Source organism: Microbulbifer marinus, assembly GCF_900107725.1.
Taxonomy (GTDB): domain Bacteria; phylum Pseudomonadota; class Gammaproteobacteria; order Pseudomonadales; family Cellvibrionaceae; genus Microbulbifer; species Microbulbifer marinus.
The window spans coordinates 129,197-147,245 of record NZ_FNQO01000005.1; the positions used below are offsets into that span (position 1 = coordinate 129,197).

At 61.7% G+C, this 18,049-nt stretch carries 14 protein-coding genes; 11 read left to right on the forward strand and 3 right to left on the reverse strand.

Going from position 1 to position 18,049, the window contains the following annotated elements:
• Positions 1–80: 80 nt before the first annotated feature.
• From BLW36_RS16035 to BLW36_RS16085, 11 genes are all read left to right on the forward strand, one after another.
• Complete coding sequence (locus BLW36_RS16035) at positions 81–2,810, forward strand: TonB-dependent receptor domain-containing protein (RefSeq protein ID WP_091391043.1); 2,730 nt, start codon at positions 81–83, stop codon at positions 2,808–2,810.
• Between the two features lie 73 nt (positions 2,811–2,883).
• The gene (locus tag BLW36_RS16040; protein WP_091391045.1) at positions 2,884–3,612 is read left to right on the forward strand and encodes a PepSY domain-containing protein; all 729 of its coding nucleotides are present in this window, start codon (positions 2,884–2,886) and stop codon (positions 3,610–3,612) included.
• Entirely contained in the window at positions 3,609–5,486 is a 1,878-nt protein-coding gene (gene nqrF / locus BLW36_RS16045; protein ID WP_091391047.1) for an NADH:ubiquinone reductase (Na(+)-transporting) subunit F, read from the forward strand. The genes BLW36_RS16040 and nqrF overlap by 4 nt, the downstream gene beginning before the upstream one ends.
• A 102-nt stretch (positions 5,487–5,588) precedes the next feature.
• A complete protein-coding gene (locus BLW36_RS16050) occupies positions 5,589–5,993 on the forward strand; it encodes a hypothetical protein (RefSeq protein ID WP_091391049.1) in 405 nt (134 codons plus the stop codon).
• A gap of 157 nt (positions 5,994–6,150) precedes the next feature.
• Positions 6,151–6,675, forward strand: coding sequence for a DUF411 domain-containing protein (locus tag BLW36_RS16055; protein ID WP_170833250.1), 525 nt, complete (start codon positions 6,151–6,153; stop codon positions 6,673–6,675).
• Positions 6,676–6,682: 7 nt separating this feature from the next.
• Complete coding sequence (locus BLW36_RS16060; RefSeq protein WP_091391051.1) at positions 6,683–8,818, forward strand: copper resistance system multicopper oxidase; 2,136 nt, start codon at positions 6,683–6,685, stop codon at positions 8,816–8,818.
• Between the two features lie 11 nt (positions 8,819–8,829).
• Entirely contained in the window at positions 8,830–9,633 is an 804-nt protein-coding gene (locus BLW36_RS16065; protein ID WP_244506300.1) for a copper resistance protein B, read from the forward strand.
• An 87-nt stretch (positions 9,634–9,720) separates the two neighbouring features.
• Positions 9,721–10,083 carry a copper resistance CopC family protein gene (locus BLW36_RS16070; RefSeq protein WP_091391053.1) on the forward strand — a complete coding sequence of 121 codons (363 nt, stop codon included), beginning with the start codon at positions 9,721–9,723 and terminating at the stop codon, positions 10,081–10,083.
• A 3-nt stretch (positions 10,084–10,086) separates the two neighbouring features.
• Positions 10,087–10,941 carry a CopD family protein gene (locus BLW36_RS16075; protein ID WP_091391055.1) on the forward strand — a complete coding sequence of 285 codons (855 nt, stop codon included), beginning with the start codon at positions 10,087–10,089 and terminating at the stop codon, positions 10,939–10,941.
• Between the two features lie 181 nt (positions 10,942–11,122).
• Positions 11,123–12,919, forward strand: a complete 1,797-nt coding sequence (locus tag BLW36_RS16080; RefSeq protein ID WP_091391057.1) for a copper resistance system multicopper oxidase — start codon at positions 11,123–11,125, stop codon at positions 12,917–12,919.
• 8 nt (positions 12,920–12,927) lie between these two features.
• Positions 12,928–13,794 (forward strand): copper resistance protein B, encoded by an 867-nt coding sequence (locus BLW36_RS16085; protein WP_091391060.1) that lies wholly within the window; start codon positions 12,928–12,930, stop codon positions 13,792–13,794.
• Positions 13,795–14,056: 262 nt separating this feature from the next.
• Here the strand turns inward: BLW36_RS16085 and BLW36_RS16090 are convergent, their stop codons facing one another.
• From BLW36_RS16090 to BLW36_RS16100, 3 genes are all read right to left on the reverse strand, one after another.
• Positions 14,057–14,425 carry a cupredoxin domain-containing protein gene (locus tag BLW36_RS16090; protein WP_091391062.1) on the reverse strand — a complete coding sequence of 123 codons (369 nt, stop codon included), beginning with the start codon at positions 14,423–14,425 and terminating at the stop codon, positions 14,057–14,059.
• A complete protein-coding gene (locus BLW36_RS16095; protein WP_091391119.1) occupies positions 14,425–16,668 on the reverse strand; it encodes a heavy metal translocating P-type ATPase in 2,244 nt (747 codons plus the stop codon). The genes BLW36_RS16090 and BLW36_RS16095 overlap by 1 nt, the downstream gene beginning before the upstream one ends.
• Before the next feature lie 71 nt (positions 16,669–16,739).
• The gene (locus BLW36_RS16100; RefSeq protein ID WP_091391066.1) at positions 16,740–17,939 is read right to left on the reverse strand and encodes a permease; all 1,200 of its coding nucleotides are present in this window, start codon (positions 17,937–17,939) and stop codon (positions 16,740–16,742) included.
• Positions 17,940–18,049: the final 110 nt, after the last annotated feature.

An 18,049-nucleotide genomic window follows, 5' to 3' on the forward strand; every position in this document is an offset into this window, starting at 1 on the left:
GTACAACGCATACGCCTGTGCGCCAGTCCCTCACAACTATCGCGCGGGACTCGAACAATTAGAAGATAAAGGAACTCGAGATGACACCTATGAGCAACAAGATCGCGAGAACACCGCTGTTTATTGCGTTGGCCGCTGCCGCTGCCGGTTACGGCCAGATGACTTACGCCCAGGCAGAAGATGCAGGCGCCAAGTCGCAGATTGAAGAAGTCAATGTGACCGGCACCCGCATCAAGCGGGCCGATATCGAAGGCGTCGGCCCGGTTACCGTCCTCAGTGAATCCTCCATTGAAGCCACCGGCATGAGTTCGCTGGAAAACCTGCTGCAGTCCCTGCCCGCGGCAGCCGGTTTCGGCGGCAACCAGACCAACGCCTACTGGACCTCCAACGGCTGGGGCACGCCGCAGATCAACCTGCGCGGTCTCGGCATTAACCGCACGCTGGTGATGGTCAACGGCCGCCGGGTGGTCAACGGCGGCACCGGCGCCAACAGCAGCGTCGACCTGTCCATGATTCCGATGTCGCTGATCTCCAGCGTTGAAGTACTGAAGGACGGCGCCTCGGCCACTTACGGTGCCGACGCCGTTACCGGTGTGGTCAACCTGATCACCAAGAAGGAATTCGACGGTCTGGAAATCGAGGGCAAATATGGCCAGACCGCGCTCGGCGACGGCGAGGAAACCGTGCTCGACCTGACCTGGGGCGTGTCCGGCGACCGCGGCAACCTGATGGTCAATATGAGCTACCAGGACAATGGCCCCTCACCGCTGGTCGACCGTGTGCCCTGCCCGCTGACCAGCGACAGCCGCAGCGAATGTAGCGGCAGTTCCTCCACCATTGGCGGCCGCACGACCCTGCCCGCCGGCGCCGTACTGGCGGACGGCACCGTGCTGACCGAAGCCACCCGTATCAACTTTAACCAGGACCCGAATGGCAGCGGCGATTTCTATGAGCCCTACGACGGGCTGAAGCACGGCTTTAACTACAACCCGTATTTCAATGCGGTGCAGCCGATCGAGCGTTTCAGCTTTACCACCCTCGGCAACTATGAGATTTCCGAGTCGGCGACGCTGTTCACTGAGCTGATGTTCACCAACCGCCAGTCGATGCAGCCAGCCTCGCCGGCGAGCCTGTCCGGCCTCGCGTACAGCGCCGACCACCCCACCAACCCCACCGGCAGCGATGTTGTGCTGGAGCGTCGCCGCCTGCTGGAAAACGGCGCGCGGGATTTCTATCAGGAAGTGGACACCTGGCGCATGGTCACCGGCATCGAAGGTGACCTCAACGACAACTGGGGCTACGACATTGCGTTTAACTGGGGCCGCAACACCGCCAGCGATGCCATCGCCAACAACATCAATATGCAGCGCGTGGGCGAGACCATCGACACCAACCTGTGCGGCAGCAACGGTATTCCCTGTGCCGACTACCTGGGTTACGGTGACGTCACGCCGGAAGTACTCGACTACATCGTCTTCAACCAGGAAGGCACCGGTGGCAACGAGCAGAAAAGCGTGAGTGCCAATATCAACGGCTCCCTGTTCGAACTGCCGGCCGGTACCGTGGGCATGGCCGCGGGCGTGGAGTGGCGCGAAGACAGCGGCTGGCGCAAGCCGGACTCGCTGGTACAGGCGGGCTATGCACTCGGCAACCAGGAAGATCCGATTTCCGGCTCCACCGAAGCGCGGGAAATTTACGGCGAACTGCTGATACCGGTGCTGGCCGACCTGCCACTGGTGCAGTCCCTGGAACTGGACCTGGCCCTGCGCTACTCCGACTACGACATGTTCGACGGTGAGGATACCTACAAGGCGGGCCTCAACTGGCAGGTCAATGACATGGTGAAGGTGCGCGGCACCATGACCACGGCTTTCCGCGTGCCGAATGTGCCGGAACTGTTCGGCGGCGTTTCCGAGGGCAACCTGACCACCACCGACCCGTGCTCCGACTATGCGTCACTGGATCCGTCCAGCACCGTGTACCAGAACTGTCAGGCCGCGGGCGTCCCGCTGAATTACACCCAGCTCGGTACCACCATCCTGACCGATCGCGGCGGCAACCCGAACCTGACCCCGGAGAGTGCCGAAAGCTTTACCCTCGGCCTGGTATTGCAGCCGATGGACGGCCTGTCGCTGACCCTCGACTATTTCGATATCGAGATCGACGACGCCATCCGCGAAGTGTCCGGCTCCACCAAGTTGGCCATGTGTTACGAGTCCGCGAACCTGGGCCACGCTTTCTGTGCGCCGGACCAGCACACCCGCAACCCGGTCAACGGTGACGTGAACTATCTGTCCACGCAGAAGTTCAATACCGGTAACGAAGTCATGCAGGGTATCGATTTCGGTGCGCTGTATGATTTCGACCTGGTCGGCCTGTCGCACACTTTCGACTTCAAGGCCTCGTACCTGAAGAAATATGAGACCACCGCCTTCGAAGGCGACGAACCTTTTGTGCTCGACGGTTTCATCGGCAGCGGTAACGGCGGCTATCCGCACTGGCGCGCCAACGCGTCGCTGACGACGCGCGGCAACCAGTGGAGCGGCACCTACTCGATCCGCATGATCGGCGAGGGTGATGACTTCAACGCGGACAGCGGAATCGGTTCGAGCATGCCCAATATCTTCTACCACAATGTACAGCTCTCCTACGCGATGAGCGACGCACTGCGGATGAGTTTTGGCGTGGACAACCTGTTTGATCAGGAGGCACCCCGTGTCGCCAGCTGGACCGATGGCAATACGGACACCATGACCTACGATTTGGCCGGCATGCGCAGCTACGTGCGCATGACTTACCGGTTCGATTGATACATTCACGGCGGCGGGGGTTAAACTCCCGCCTTACCGTGCGATTCTCAATGAGGTAACCGAGAGAATTACAATGAAAACGGCAACTATCTCGCGAAAAGTCCACAAGTGGATTTTTCTTTTTATCGGAGTGCAGGCGCTCTTGTGGACGCTGAGCGGTTTCTACATGGTGGTAATGAACCTGGATTTTATCCACGGCGACCACCTGGTGCAGAATCTGCGCGAACCACTGCCGGCCACTTCTGCAGAATTATTTCCTAGCGAAGCGCTGCTGCGCGATCGCGCGGGCGTGAAGTCCGTGCAATTAAAGTCGATTCGCGAAAAATTATTTTACGTCGTGCGCGACGCTGACGGCGCCCACCTGCTCGATGCCCACAGCGGTACCGAGGTTTCCCCGCTCGATCAACAGACCGCAATTGCCCTGGCGGAGTACTACTATACCGGCGACCAGCCGGCGGCCTCCGCAGAGCTGATCAGCGATAACCCGCCGACCGAACTGCAGTCCCGCCCGCTGCCCCTGTGGCGGGTGAATTTCGATGATCGCTACGGCACCAGTTTCTATATCGATCCCAATACCGGCGCCCTGGCCACACGCCGCCATGATTACTGGCGCGCCTTCGATTTCTTCTGGATGCTGCACATCATGGATTACGAGGCGCGCGAGAATATCCACAATCCGCTGCTGCTGATCGCCACACTGTTCAGCCTGGTCAGCGTACTGGCCGGGCTGGTGCTGCTGTTTTACAGCTTCGGCAAGCGCAGGAATGCAAACAGCCGTCAACAGCAGGAGGCCACCGCATGAATTTTGTCAAAGTGGCCCACAAGTGGCTCAGCCTCGTCATCGGGCTGCAGCTGGCGCTGTGGCTGGCCAGCGGACTGGCGTTCAACCTGCTCGATTCCAGTGTCGTCAGCGGCCGCCACCTGGCAGCCAGCCCGGCGACTGCCGAGCTCAGCACGGCTGACGTGACGGTCGGTCACGACGCTATCGCGCGTCTGTACGCACCCGGCTCCGTCGTCGATATTCGCCTGCAGCCCGGCCTTGAACACCCGGTCTACCGCGTGCAGACCCAAGATGGCATCGAGCTGCGCGATGCCCAAAGCGGCGCGCCGCTGGTGATCGACAGTACACGCGCAGCCGCCATCGCCGCGCGGGACTATGCCGGCGACGACCAGCTGATCGGCGAGCCGGTGCGCCTGGATGCCGCCAATATGGAAGCGCGCCGACATCAGGGCCCCATGTGGCGTGTGGATGTCGCGGACGAGTTTGCCACCAGCCTGTATATCTCCGCGCAGGACGGCCGGGTGCTCGAACGCCGCAACGACAGCTGGCGCCTGTTCGACATCTTCTGGATGCTGCACATCATGGATTACACCGAGCGGCAGGATTTCAACAACCCGTTCGTGATCGCATTTGGTCTCGGCGCCCTGCTGATGTCCCTGTCCGGCTGTCTGCTGCTGTTCACCAGCTTTTCCCGTCACGACTTCAACCTGGTGGCGAAGCTGCGCCGCAGCCATGTGGCAGTGCAGCTGTTTGACAGCAATGCCAATCCGATCAACCAACTGGCCCTGGCCAGTGGCAGCAACCTGTTCGACGGTCTCGCCGCCAACGGCGTACAGCTGCCGTCCAACTGCGGCGGTGGTGGCAGCTGCGGCCTGTGCCAGGTACGCATGGAGACGGATGCACCGGTCAGTGCCAGTGAAAAGGCGTTGCTGTCCCGCACTGAGCTGGCGGCCGGTTACCGGCTGGCCTGTCAGCAGCGCGCCGCCGACGCAACACGCCTGACGCTGGATGACAGCCTGCTGCAGGCCGGCCAGCACACCGCCGAAGTGGTGGGAACCCGCTTCCTGACACCGTTCATCAAGGAAATCCACCTGCGCCTGCCCGATACGGCCGGCTTCGACTTCCGCGCCGGCAGTTTTGTCCAGGTCGAGGTGCCGCCGCATCGGTTGCAGCTGGCGGATCTGCCTGTAGACACCGACTTCCGCGCGGACTGGCGCCAGTGGCGGCTCGCGGCTCCCGCCGAGCACCTGGAACCGGTGCGGCGCTCCTATTCCATGGCTAACGCCCCCGGCGAGTCAATGGCCAACGCACCCGTCGAAGCCATGTCCGGCAACTGCATAGTGCTCAACGTGCGTATTCAGCCGCCGCCCCAGGACAACGGCGCCGTGCCCGGCGGCGTCGGGTCGAGCTATATGTTCAACCTGCAGCCCGGTGACCAGCTGAAAGTATCCGGCCCCTTCGGCAATTTCCATGCAGCGGATACCGATCGCGAGATGGTGATTATCGGTGGCGGTGCGGGCATGGCTCCGCTGCGCTCGATCATCGTGGATCAGCTGCGCAATCGGGGCAGTGACCGCAAAATCAGTTTCTGGTACGGCGCCCGCAGCCTGCGCGAAGTCTTCTACGCAGACGAGTTCCACCAGCTGGCCACGGAGCACAGCAACTTCTGCTGGCGCCTGGGCCTGTCGGAGCCGCGCGCCGAGGACAACTGGTCCGGAGCCAGCGGCTTCATCAGCGATATCGTCGCGGAACAGTACCTGCGCGACCACCCGCAGATTGGCAACTGCGAGTTCTACCTCTGCGGCCCGCCGCCGATGCTGAAGGCGTGTATCGCCATGCTGACGCAGCTGGGGGTTACTGAAGACAGGATCGCCTTCGACGATTTCGGCTGCTGATAAGACGGCAGGCGTCGGCCGGCCGGAACTCCCGGCCCCGGCGCTTGCCAAGCTGCCGTACAACCTCTAACCTTCAGGGCCAAATTTCACCCAGCGCTGTACATGCAAAAAATCATCGCGAAATCACTGCTGTTGCTGATGTTGATCACCGTTTTCGGACAGGTGATGGCACAGCCGTGCGCGGATATGCATACGCAGATGATGACCGCCAGCGCGGAAATGATGACTGACCAGCCGATGGAAGGCGGTGGCGACGGCCACGACACCCATTGCGGTGACGTCATGGTGACGGTTGCGGACCTGCAGTCACACTGCGATGAAACCCCCAGCGCTGCGGACGACTGCGGTCAGAGCTGTACCTGCTGTCCCGGCCACTGCGCCTCGGTACTGCCCAACGCCGAGCTCGGCAGCAATATTCTGCCGCGCGCCTTCGCGACCAATACCTATCGCGATCTCACTTCCTCTCCGAATCCGGAAACCGCGATCAAGCCGCCGAGAATTGGCTGATACGGGGTCAATCCGTCCAGAGCAAAGGCTCCTCCCCCAATTGGACTGATACCGCGGCGATTCTTCGCTCCGCGGTAGCGAACCGGATAGCAATCCGGACAACGACTGCAAATAACTGCAACCGAACAACTTGCCGATACAAATTGAGAGAACAGCCATGACCATCAAGTCCATGACTTCTGCGCTCGTTGCGCTCGCCGTGCTGGCCCTGGCCGCCTGTGCGGACGCGGAATCCGGCAGCCAAAGTGCGCAAAACGATTCAGCACCGACAACCGCGAGCGCCGCCATCGAACTGACCACCTTCAAGAGCGCCACCTGCGGCTGCTGCAAGAAGTGGGTGGCACACGCGCGCGACAACGGCTTCAACGTCACCGCCAAGGATGTGGATGACCTGAACGGCGTCAAGAGCCGCCACCAAATCGAACCCCGCCACCAGTCCTGCCACACCAGCGTATCGACCGAGGGCTATGTGTTCGAGGGACACGTCCCGGCCAAGCTCATCCGCCAGTTCCTGCAGAACCCGCCGGCGGGCGCCCGCGGCCTCGCCGTGCCGGCCATGCCGCTGGGCAGCCCGGGTATGGAAGTAGAGGACCGCTTTACCCCCTATAACGTTGTGCTGCTGAATAGTGACGGCAGCGAGAGCGTCTATGCGCGCATCGACAGCATCGAACAACAGCACTGAGGTACCAATGAAAAGAAGAAACGGACCCCAATTGGAGTTACCGCAACTGTCCCGGCGGCGCTTTGTCACCGGCATGGCGGCCGGCGCAGCGCTGCTGGGTATGCCGGCCGGGCTCGCCGCCAGCACACCGCGTGCGGGCGCGGCACCGCAGACACTGCGCGGCAACCAGTTTGACCTGAACATCGGCTACCTGCCGGTGAATTTCACCGGCCGCGAGCGCACTGCGGTGGCAATAAACGGCAGCGTGCCCGGCCCGATACTGCGCTGGAAGGAAGGGCAGACGGTCACGCTGAACGTCACCAACCACCTGGCCCACGACACCTCGATCCACTGGCACGGCATCATCCTGCCGAGCAATATGGACGGCGTGCCCGGCCTCAGCTTTAACGGCATCAAACCCGGTGAAACCTTCACCTACCAGTTCCAGCTGAATCAGAGCGGTACCTACTGGTATCACAGCCACTCGGACTTCCAGGAACAGCAGGGCAATTACGGCAGCATCGTGATCGACCCGGCCGACGCCGATCCGGTGGCCTATGACCGCGATTACGTCGTGCTGCTGTCCGACTGGAGCGACGAATCGCCCCACGACATCTACGCCAAGCTGAAAAAAGAAGGGCACTATTACAACCGCCGCCGGCGCACCGCTGGCGACCTGTGGCGCGAGATCAAGGCCAAGGGTGTGGCGGCAACCTTCCGCGACCGCGAGATGTGGAACATGATGCGCATGTCGGATCGCGATATCTCCGACGTGACCGGCTACACCTACACCTACCTGATGAACGGCCAGACGCCGGACGCCAACTGGACTGCGATGTTCCGCAAGGGTGAGAAAGTGCGACTGCGCTTTATCAACGCCGCGGCCATGTCGATTTTCGACATCCGCATCCCGGGCCTGAAGATGACCGTGGTGGCGACCGATGGCCAGAACATCGAGCCGGTCACCGTGGACGAATTCCGCATCGGCGTGGCCGAAACCTACGACGTGATTGTCGAGCCCGATGGCGACAGTGCCTACACCCTGTTCGCGCAGACCATCGACCGCAGCGGCTTCGCCCGCGGCACGCTGACCTCCGAGCCGGGGCTGCGAGCCGAGGTGCCGCCGATGGATTACGCCCCGGTACTCGGCCACCGCGATATGGGCATGGGCCACGGCGCCCACGCCGGCATGGCTGGTATGGGTGGCATGGACCACAGCCAGCACGACATGGGCGGCATGGACCACAGCCAGCACGACATGGGCGGCATGGATCACAGCCAGCACAACATGGGCACCATGGACCACAGCCAGCACGACATGGGCGGCATGGATCACAGCCAGCACAACATGGGCACCATGGACCACAGCCAGCACGACATGGGCGGCATGGATCATAGCCAGCACAACATGGGCACCATGGACCACAGTCAGCACGATATGGGCGGAATGGACCACAGCCAGCACGATATGGGCGGAATGGACCACAGCCAGCACAACATGGGCGGCATGGACCACAGCCAGCACCAGGCCGGTACGCAGGGCTACAGCCTGCACGGCGGCCGCCCGGAACTCGGCGGCATGCAGGGCGTCTGGTTCACCGACAATCTGGGCCGCGCCGGCCACGGCAGCAACAGCCCGATCGTGCACCTGCCCAGCGAATACGGATACGGCGTCGACATGCGCTCAGACATGCCGATGAGCGGTCTGCACGACCCGGGTATCGGTCTGCGCGATCACGCCGAACGCTACGGCCGTCGCGTGCTCAATTACGGCGATATCCGCAACCTGACGCCGACCATCGACCGCCGCGAACCGACCCGGGAACTGCAACTGCACCTGACCGGCAATATGGAGCGCTATATGTGGTCCATGGACGGTATCAAGTTCAACGACGCCGAACCGCTGATGCTGAAATACGGCGAGCGCATTCGCATCACGCTGGTGAACGACACCATGATGACGCACCCGGTTCACCTGCACGGTATGTGGAGTGAGCTGGAAACCGGCGATGCCGAGTACATTCCGCGCAAGCACACGGTGCTGGTACAGCCGGGTTCGAAAATCAGTTACCTGGTTACCGCAGATGCCTACGGCCGCTGGGCCTACCACTGCCATCTGCTGTATCACATGCCGGGTATGTTCCGCGAAGTGCGTGTTGTTTAAGGAGTGCGACCATGAAACCTGTAATTATTTTATGTGCCGCACTCACGGCAAACGCGGCCCTGGCCGAGGACAACATGTCCCATCACGGGCACGGCGACCACGCCGCGCAGATGGATTCCTATCCGGCCGGAGAAGGCGCGACCAGCAACCTGGAGCACGCGCCGGATTCCCCGGATCACGTAATGGATCACGAGGTACTGCTGACCAAGGTCACTTTCGATCAACTGGAGGTGCGCGAGAACGATGGCGGCGCGCTGAAAGGCGATCTGTGGTTCGGCAGCGATCGCAACAAGCTGTGGCTGAAAACCGAAGTGGAACGTGAGGAAGGCGAAACGGAGAAGGCAGAGCTGCACGCACTGTACAGTCGCGCCGTGTCGCCCTACTGGGATCTGCAGATGGGTATCCGCCACGACTTCGAAACCGAGAGCGACAGCCGCAACTGGGGAACCATTGGTTTCAACGGCCTGGCACCCTACTTCTTCGAGGTGGATTCGGCGCTGTTTTTCAGTGGTGACGGCGATACCGCCCTGCGTCTGGAGGCAGAGTATGAGCTGCTATTCACCCAGCAGTGGATTCTGAGCCCGGAAATCGAGGCGGATTTCTTCGGCCAGAACGACCGCGAAGCCGGCACCGGCTCCGGGCTCTCGGACGTCGAGCTGGGTCTGCGTTTGCGCTACGAATTTACCCCGCAGTTCGCGCCCTATATCGGCGTACACTACGAGAAGAAATTCGGTAACGCCGCCGACTTCGCCCGCGAGGAGGGCGAACATACCAGTGTCACCAGCTGGGTGATCGGTCTGCACGCCTGGTTCTAGGCTGGTAAATCGGGCAGTGCGGGAGCCGCCGCTCCTGCACTGCCCAAAACATCGAACAAGCCACGATAGAATTCAAGAGACGAAATTATGCTGAAGACATCTCTCGTCAAATTGCTGACGCTGGCCACGCTGCTTTTCAGTACTGCCCTGTCGGCTCACACCGACCTGCAAAGCTCGGTACCTACCGACGGCGCAAAACTGAGCGAGTCACCGGCGGAGCTGCAGCTGCACTTTTCCAAGGCCGTGCGCCTGATGCGCGTTTCCCTCGAAGAGAGCGAGCGCGGCGAGGTAAAACTCGCCTTTATGCCCGGCGCCGTGCCGGAAAAAGATATCAGCCTGGCACTGCCGGCGCTGGAGGCAGGGGAATACACCGTGTCCTGGACCATTATGGGCAGCGACGGCCACAAGATGTCCGGGAATTTTTCCTTCCAGGTTGCCGCGGGAAAGTAGCCCGTGTGGGAAGCGGCCCTCGCACTGAATAAATGGCTACTCTACGGCGCCCTGTCGGTCGCCGTCGGCGGCACAGCCACCGTGTTGCTGTGGACACCGCGCGGCGATATGAGGCCGCTGGTCAAAGCTTATTTAGTGCCCGCCTGTATCGCGGGCCTGCTGCTCAGTGCGGCAGGCTTTTTTATCCAGGTCGGCGCCTTCGCCGAGTCCGGGCTGCCCGGCATGTTTGAGCCCGTTTACCTATCGATACTCTGGCAGTCCCCGGCGGGCAACGTCGCCCTGTTGCAGTCGCTGGGTTTTGCCGCCACTGCACTGGCCGCACTCAGCTTGCCGCTCGACCGGCGCCGGGTCGCTGCGGCCCTCTGGCTATTGGGTGCGATCCTCCTGCTGCTGCCGTTCGGCTGGCGCGGCCACACCGCAGAACTGCCTCTATTAACGCGCGCGGCCCTGTCACTGCACGTCGCCGTCGCCGCCTTCTGGATGGGTGCCCTCTATCCGCTGTGGCGGCTATGTCGCGGCGGGGATCCGGTGCAGTGTCGCAACGGTATGGAACAGTTCGGGCGGCTGGCCGCCTGGCTGGTCGCACTACTGGTAGTCTGCGGAACCTGGCTGCTCTATGCCCTACTCGATGGCTGGGGGCAGCTGTTGCGGGGCAGCTATGGCCTGTTGCTATCACTGAAGCTGCTGTTTGTCGGCGCACTGTTGCTGCTCGCGGCGCAGAACAAATGGCAGCTGGTGCCACGACTTCCGGCGCTCACCGGCAGACTCGCCCGCAGTATCCGTACGGAGATCCTGGTGGGTGCGGTCATACTGCTGATCACCGCGCTGGTCACCACGCTGACCGGCCCCCAGCATTAATCGAATTTCGATGCATGGCGCCGCAGGCAACCGCGCGCTAACTGCGCGGGTTACGATGGCATTCGGCCCACCGACCCGGTAGCTGCAGACTCTTTCGGAAATATGGCGCGCGTAACTCTCTTGAGCGAGTACTGTGCGCTAGTCTGGTTGGCACATATCCGGGATAGAAGGATCGTTGACCATGGCGCAGCAGGACAAGGATGGACAGCCGCTGTTCGGCACGCGGCGCCGGTTCCTGCAGACACTGGGCGCCGGTATTTTTTCCACCGGAATCAATGCCACCTTCCCGCTCGCGTCCTGGGCTCTCACCTCGCCCAAATACCTCCATGAAGGCATCGGCGACTATCACCCACAAACCTATTTCGATCTGGCCTTCCGCTACACCCCGTTGGATATCGACGGCCGCACCGGCACCGCAACCGCCATCAATGGCACCGTCCCGGGGCCGCTGATACGCTGGCGGCAGGGCGACACTGTGACAATGGATGTCACCAATCACCTGCAGGACACCAAACACGCCTCGATCCACTGGCATGGCATTCTGGTGCCATTCCGCATGGACGGGGTGCCCGGAGTCAATTTCAATGGCATCCAGCCAGCAGAGACCTACCGCTACCAGTTCAGGGTGGTGCAGGCTGGCACCTACTGGTACCACAGTCACTCCCGCTTCCAGGAACAGACCGGCTCCTATGGGCCGCTGGTGATCGACCCGAAGGATGGCGAGCCGTTTCACTATGACCGCGACCACGTCATTGTGCTGTCGGACTGGGCTTTCACGGATCCCGAGACACTGTTCCGCAATATCAACCTCGCGCCCGAGTACTACATCTACTACAAGCGCACCGTATTCAATTACTTGCACGATATCCGCAAGAAGGGCTTCGCCGAGGCCAATGCGGAACTGCTCCCCTTTCGCAGGATGAATATGAGCCCGCGGGACCTGTCCAATGTCACGGGCTATATCTACACCTACCTGATGAACGGTCACTCGCCGGATATGAATTGGAGCGGCAGATTCCTGCCCGGCGAGACCGTGCGCCTGCGAGTGATCAACGCGTCTTCCATGAGCAACTTTGACGTGCGAATTCCCGGGCTGGATATGGACGTGGTCATGGCCGACGGCAAGGCGGTAAAGCCCGTTCGTTGTCATGAATTCCGTATCGGCGTTGCGGAGACCTATGACGTGCTGATCAGGCCCCGCGAAGCACGCGCCTATACGCTGTTTGCCGAATCTCTCGACCGCAGCGGCTATGCTCGCGGCACCCTCGCACCAGAGCCGGGCATGCAGGCGCCGGTCCCTCCACTGCGGCCGACCCCAGACCGCAAGCTGGAAGACATCGGTATGGGCATGATGAAGGGCAAGTACTTCGGCGGCATGAGCGACGCGATGAAGGAGAAACTGTGGCGCAAGCGTATGCAGTTGCAGGATGACGCCATCCCCGGACCCAATGGCCCCATGCCCTTCCTGCCGGACAAAGACAACCCCAATGTGGCCATGGTGGTAATGAACCCTCAAGACCGGCTGGCAGAGCCAGGTGTGGGCCTCGGTCACGATGGATGGAAGGTGCTCACCTACAAGGACCTGGTCTCCGCCGAGCCGCAGCCTTACAAAGCGACGGTGGACCGGGAGATGTGCATCAATATCACCGCCAACATGGAGCGCTTTATCTTCTCGCTGGACGGAAAAAAATTCACTGAGCAGCCTGGCCCCTATCTGTTCAAGCACAACGAGCGACTGCGGCTGTTCCTCGTCAACCACACGATGATGGAGCATCCGATGCACCTGCACGGCATGTGGATGCAGCTCGAAACCGGAGCCGGCAATAAAGAGATCCCTTTCAAGCACACTATCCTGATCAAGCCCGGAGAGGCGCTGTCTGTGCTGATTACGCCAATCGAGAAAGGCGACTGGGCGTTCCACTGCCACCTGCTCTACCACATGGAAGCCGGCATGTTCCAGGTAGTCCGCGTCGCCTGAGTCCAGTTATGAAAAATTTCGCCACCAGCCTCGCCATGCTACTGCTCTCATCTGTCCTCCTGGCCCAGGAGCAACCACCGCAGACAGTACCGATCCAGGCCAGCGACGACGGTACCGAGCCTAAACCGGAGGACTACCGCAGTCCGCCCCTGCCACCACCGCCGGGCAAGCAGATCAGGAAATATGCCGAGGATGCGGCGGGCAAACCCCAGCAGAATTTTGGTGTCATCCCCATCCATGACAACCAGAAGTTTTTCCAAGTGCTGGGCAAGCGGCTCGAATACCGTCGCGACGGCGACATCGAAAAAGAGCTGTGGGAAATCGACGCCTGGTACGGGGGCGACCACAACAAGCTCTACCTGGAATCGGAGGGTGAACGGGAGGTCGGAGGCAAGACTGAATCGGCGAAGCTGGAGGTATTCTGGAATCACGCCCTGCGCCCCTTCTGGGACCTGCAGCTCGGTGTGCGGCACGACTTCAATCCGAGGGAGAGCCGCTCGTTCCTCGCCGGCGGAATCCAGGGCATGACGCCCTATGGCTTTGAAACCGACCTGACCGGCTATATCAGCGAGGATGGCGATGCATCCTGGCGGCTGGAAATGGAGCGCGGCTTTCACTTTACCCAGCGCCTCGAGCTGGAACCGCGACTGGAAACAGATTTCTCCTTTTCAGAGGTTCCCGACTACAACATCGGCGACGGCTTCACCGGTATCGAGCTCGGGCTGCGTCTTCGCTATATGATCACGCCCAAGTTCGCACCCTATATTGGTATATCCTGGGAGCAAAAGCTGGGTGAGACCGCCGACCTGATTGAGGCGGACGGCGGAAAAACCGAATTCACCTTCGCGGTGGCCGGCTTCCGATTCTGGTTCTAAAAAACAAAGCAGCCGTGCGAAACGCAGACGCTCGCGATGAGCGAGAAACACAGTAAACACTGCAATGGTTAACTGATAGCAAAAGCGCGGGACGCGAGCACAACCGTGGTCAAGTTCGACATGGTCAGGCGACACCATGTTCGCTCCGACGACCAGAAACCGGCCCCAGCGCTACGAGATGCGCCGGCGCGGCAAGACTTCCATGCCATCGCCGGAAACAAACAAATGCGAAAAAATCAACCGGGCCAATGCGCTTCCGCAATCACTCAACCACCAAGGTTCCACGGTACATCTGCATCTGGCAGGTAAACGGATACTCGCCCGGTTCCGCCGCGGGGATTTTCACCGCGGTGTCGCTGTGCACTGCCAGCTGCGCGCTGACTTCCAGATCCGGGAACAGCACCCATTCGGCACAGGGGCTGGGATCCTCGCGCCGGAAGTGCAGTGTGGCTTCGCTGCCCGCCGGTAGGCGGATACGGTCCGGCTCGTAGACGCCGCCCTTCACCAGTATCTGCAGTTTTTCCCCACCGCTGACCGCAGCGGCTTTTTGGCGCTGCGGCCCCAGCCAGAACCACCAGAGAATTGCCGCAATCAGCAGCAGGCCAACACCATTGATCAGTAAAGCCAGCATTACTGCTCCTCCGTAGCCTGAAAGAATCGCAGTCGATTCGCATTGCTCACCACCGTCACCGAGGAAAACGCCATTGCCGCGCCGGCAATCACCGGGCTCAGCAGTGCACCGGTAAACGGGTAGAGAACGCCGGCCGCGATCGGAATACCGAGCGTGTTGTAAATGAAGGCGCCGAACAGGTTCTGCTTAATATTGCGCAGCGTCGCCCGAGACAGTTCGATCGCGTTCGCGACACCGTGCAGTGACGAGCGCATCAAGGTGATATCGGCGGTCTCGATCGCGACGTCGGTACCGGCGCCGATGGCGAAGCCCACGTCGGCGCGCGCCAGCGCCGGTGCATCGTTGATGCCGTCGCCGGCCATGCCGACCCGCTCACCTTTTTTCAGCAATTCGCCGACGATTTTTTCCTTGTCCTCCGGCAACAGCTCCGCGTGCACCCGGTCGATGCCGAGCTGCTGCGCTACCGCCTCGGCGGTGGCGCTGCTGTCACCGGTCAGCATCTCGATGCGCAATCCCAGCCGCAGCAGCCGCGCGATCGCAGCCTTGGCATCGTCGCGAATCGGATCGGCCACCGCGATAAGGCCGGCAGCATCACCATCCACCGCCGCATACATGGCGGTGCGTCCCAGATCTGCCAGTTCATTCGCGCGCTCGTGCCAAGCGGCAATATCGATGTTCTCGCGCTGCATCAGCTTGCGGTTGCCGAGCAGTATTTTCTTACCGTTCACGGTGCCGCGCACGCCGTGGGCGGTGATCGCCTCGAAATCGCTGAGTGGCAGCAACTCGAGTTCCCTGTCCCGCGCCGCGGCGACCACCGCCTCCGCCAGCGGGTGTTCGGAGCCCTGCTCCAGGCTGGCGAGCAGTGCGAGCAGTTCGTCGGCATCGCCATCGGTGTCGAGATCCGTCAGCTTGGGCGCGCCCTCGGTGAGCGTGCCGGTCTTGTCCACCACCAGCGTGGTCAGGTTGCTGGCCTGCTGCAGTGCCTTGCCGTTGCGCACCAGCACGCCGTACTCGGCGCCCTTGCCGACGCCGACCATCACCGACATCGGTGTGGCCAGGCCCAGGGCGCAGGGACAGGCGATGATAAGAACCGAAGTCAGCACCACCAGCGTATGCGCCGCGCGCGGATCCGGCCCCCAGTTGAACCAGACGAGCGCTGCAGCGATAGCGATGATCATCACCGTCGGCACAAAGATCGCCGAGATCTTGTCGGCCAGCCGCGCGATCGGCACGCGCGAGCTCTGCGCGTTTTTGACCATCTCGATGATTTGCGCCAGCCGCGTCTCGGCGCCGACCTTCTCCGCCTCGAACAGCAGGGTGCCATTCTTGTTCAAGGTGCCCGCCGACAGCGTATCGCCCTCGCCTTTTTTCACCGGCACCGGCTCGCCGGTGAGCATGGATTCGTCCACCAGGCTACTGCCCTCCAGCACCTGGCCGTCCACCGGAATTTTCTCGCCCGGGCGCACCCGCAGGCGGTCGCCCTTCTGCACTTGCTCCAGCGGAATATCCACTTCGCGCCCGTCGCGCAGCACCCGCGCGGTCGGGTCCTGCAGCTGCAGCAGCTTTTCCACCGCCGCGCTGGTGCGGCCGCGCGCACGCAGCTCCAGCGCCTGGCCCAGGTTGATCAGGCCGATAATCATCGCGCTGGCCTCGAAGTAGACGTGGCGCGCCGCCTCCGGCAGTAACTGTGGCAGCAGCACCACCAGCATCGAAAAGGCCCAGGCGGTGCCGGTACCCAGCGCGACCAGCGTGTCCATATTGGCGTTGTGGTGGCGGAAGGCCCGCCAGGCACCACTGAAAAAGTGGCCACCGCAAAACACCAGCACCGCGAGCGTCAGCAGGCCGACAGCGCCCCAGGCCAGTTGCTGGGCCAGTGTATTCACCATCATCTCGCCGGTCAGCAGACCCCAGGCCATCAGCGGCAGGCCCAGTCCCAGCGCGAGGGCCGAGCGCCACAGCAGCTGGTGATAATGACGCTGCTCCTCGGCCCGTTGCTGTTCGCGTAACTCGCGCTCGCTGCTGCGTACCGGCTCGGCACCGTAACCGGCCTCCTCCACCGCCGCGACACAGGTTTCGGCACTGGCGCCGCCGCGCACGGTCAATGTCTGATCGGCGAGATTGACCCGCGCCTCGTCGACGCCGGGCACTTTCTGCAGCGCGCCTTCGATTTTGTTGACACAACCCGCGCAGCTGGCGCCCTGCAGGCGGAATGTCTGCGCCGGTAATTCGGATTCTTTTGCCATATCGCTCTCCAGCAATGCAATCGACGGCGGCAAGGTTAAAACCTTGCCGCCGGGGCAGAGCAAGAAAAAAATCAAACGGGTAACAGGGCGCCGATGACGAGCCACGCGAGCGCCAGAACGGCCAGGCCCAACAATATCTTTTCGCTGAGTTTATCGGTATTCAGTGACGGCAGCCCCTTGTCCCTGATTCGCCATATAAAGAAAAAAATGCTCAAGGCGAGAAAGGCCAGATTCAGAAACAGCGTGTAATCGACCTTGAAGAACTCCCGGTCGGTGACCCCCTTGCCACTGCTGGCTTCCGGCAGCAGGTCCAGTGCGGCGAAGCCGTAGTGCAATATCAGCGCACTGGCCACCAGGATGCACAGGAATATCGCCAGAATATACAGCGCCATCTTCCAGCCGTAGTACTGCGCCTGGACGCGCAGCACCGGCAGAACCACCAGATCACTGAAAATAAAGGCCATGATACCGGCGAAGGCGACGCCGTTGTCGAATAGCACCGCCGCCAGCGGAATATTGCCCATGGAGCCGATGAAGGTAAAAAAGGCCGCGACCGGCCCCACCAGGCACTGCAGCAGTACCTGCCAGAAGGCCGGGTCCTGTTCGCCGGCACCGACAAACAACGCCTGGAAAAATTCCCGCGGCACGAAGGCGGCGATGATGCCGGCCACGGTGAAGCCGATGGTGACGTCTTTCCACACCATCTTCCATTCCATCACGAAGCGGTTGGCGACCCGGCGCCAGCCGTCGCGCGAGCGGATCAGCTCTTTCCAGTCCGGCACATCGCCGGAATCCTCGCTGCTCTGCGCTTCGCGGGCCTTGTCCCGCGCGTCCTCGGCGAGTTTTTTTGGATAGGTCCACCGCACCAGCAGCCACATCAGCAGGATCAGCAGTACCCCGCCGGCATATTCGCCAACGACGAACTGCCAGCCGAGAAACACCGCGATAACGATACCCAGTTCGATCACCAGATTGGTTGATGCCAGCAGGAAAGCCAGCGACGGCACCAAGCCGGCGCCCTTGGCAAACAGCGCGCGGCTGGTGGCGAGCGCGGCGAAGGAGCAGGAACTGGAGATAAAGCCGAAGAAGGTCGCCAGCCCGACACTCTTCGGGCCGGTCTTGCCCATGCTCGAGCGCATCCGCTCGCGGGTCACGAAGACCTGAATCATGCTGCTGATCAGGTAGCCGAGGGCAAAGGCCCAGAAAGCCATCCAGAACAGGCCCAGCGTCGTGATCGCGGCCTGATGCCAGGTTTCGACAAACGCCTGCATCCGTCCCTGCTCCTTGTGCTGCGGTCGGGTTCGTCCCCCTGCCGCCATTCGCCGGCAGCCAGCCCTGAGCATAGCAACACCCTGAACCGGGGGTCAGTCACAATAGCCTA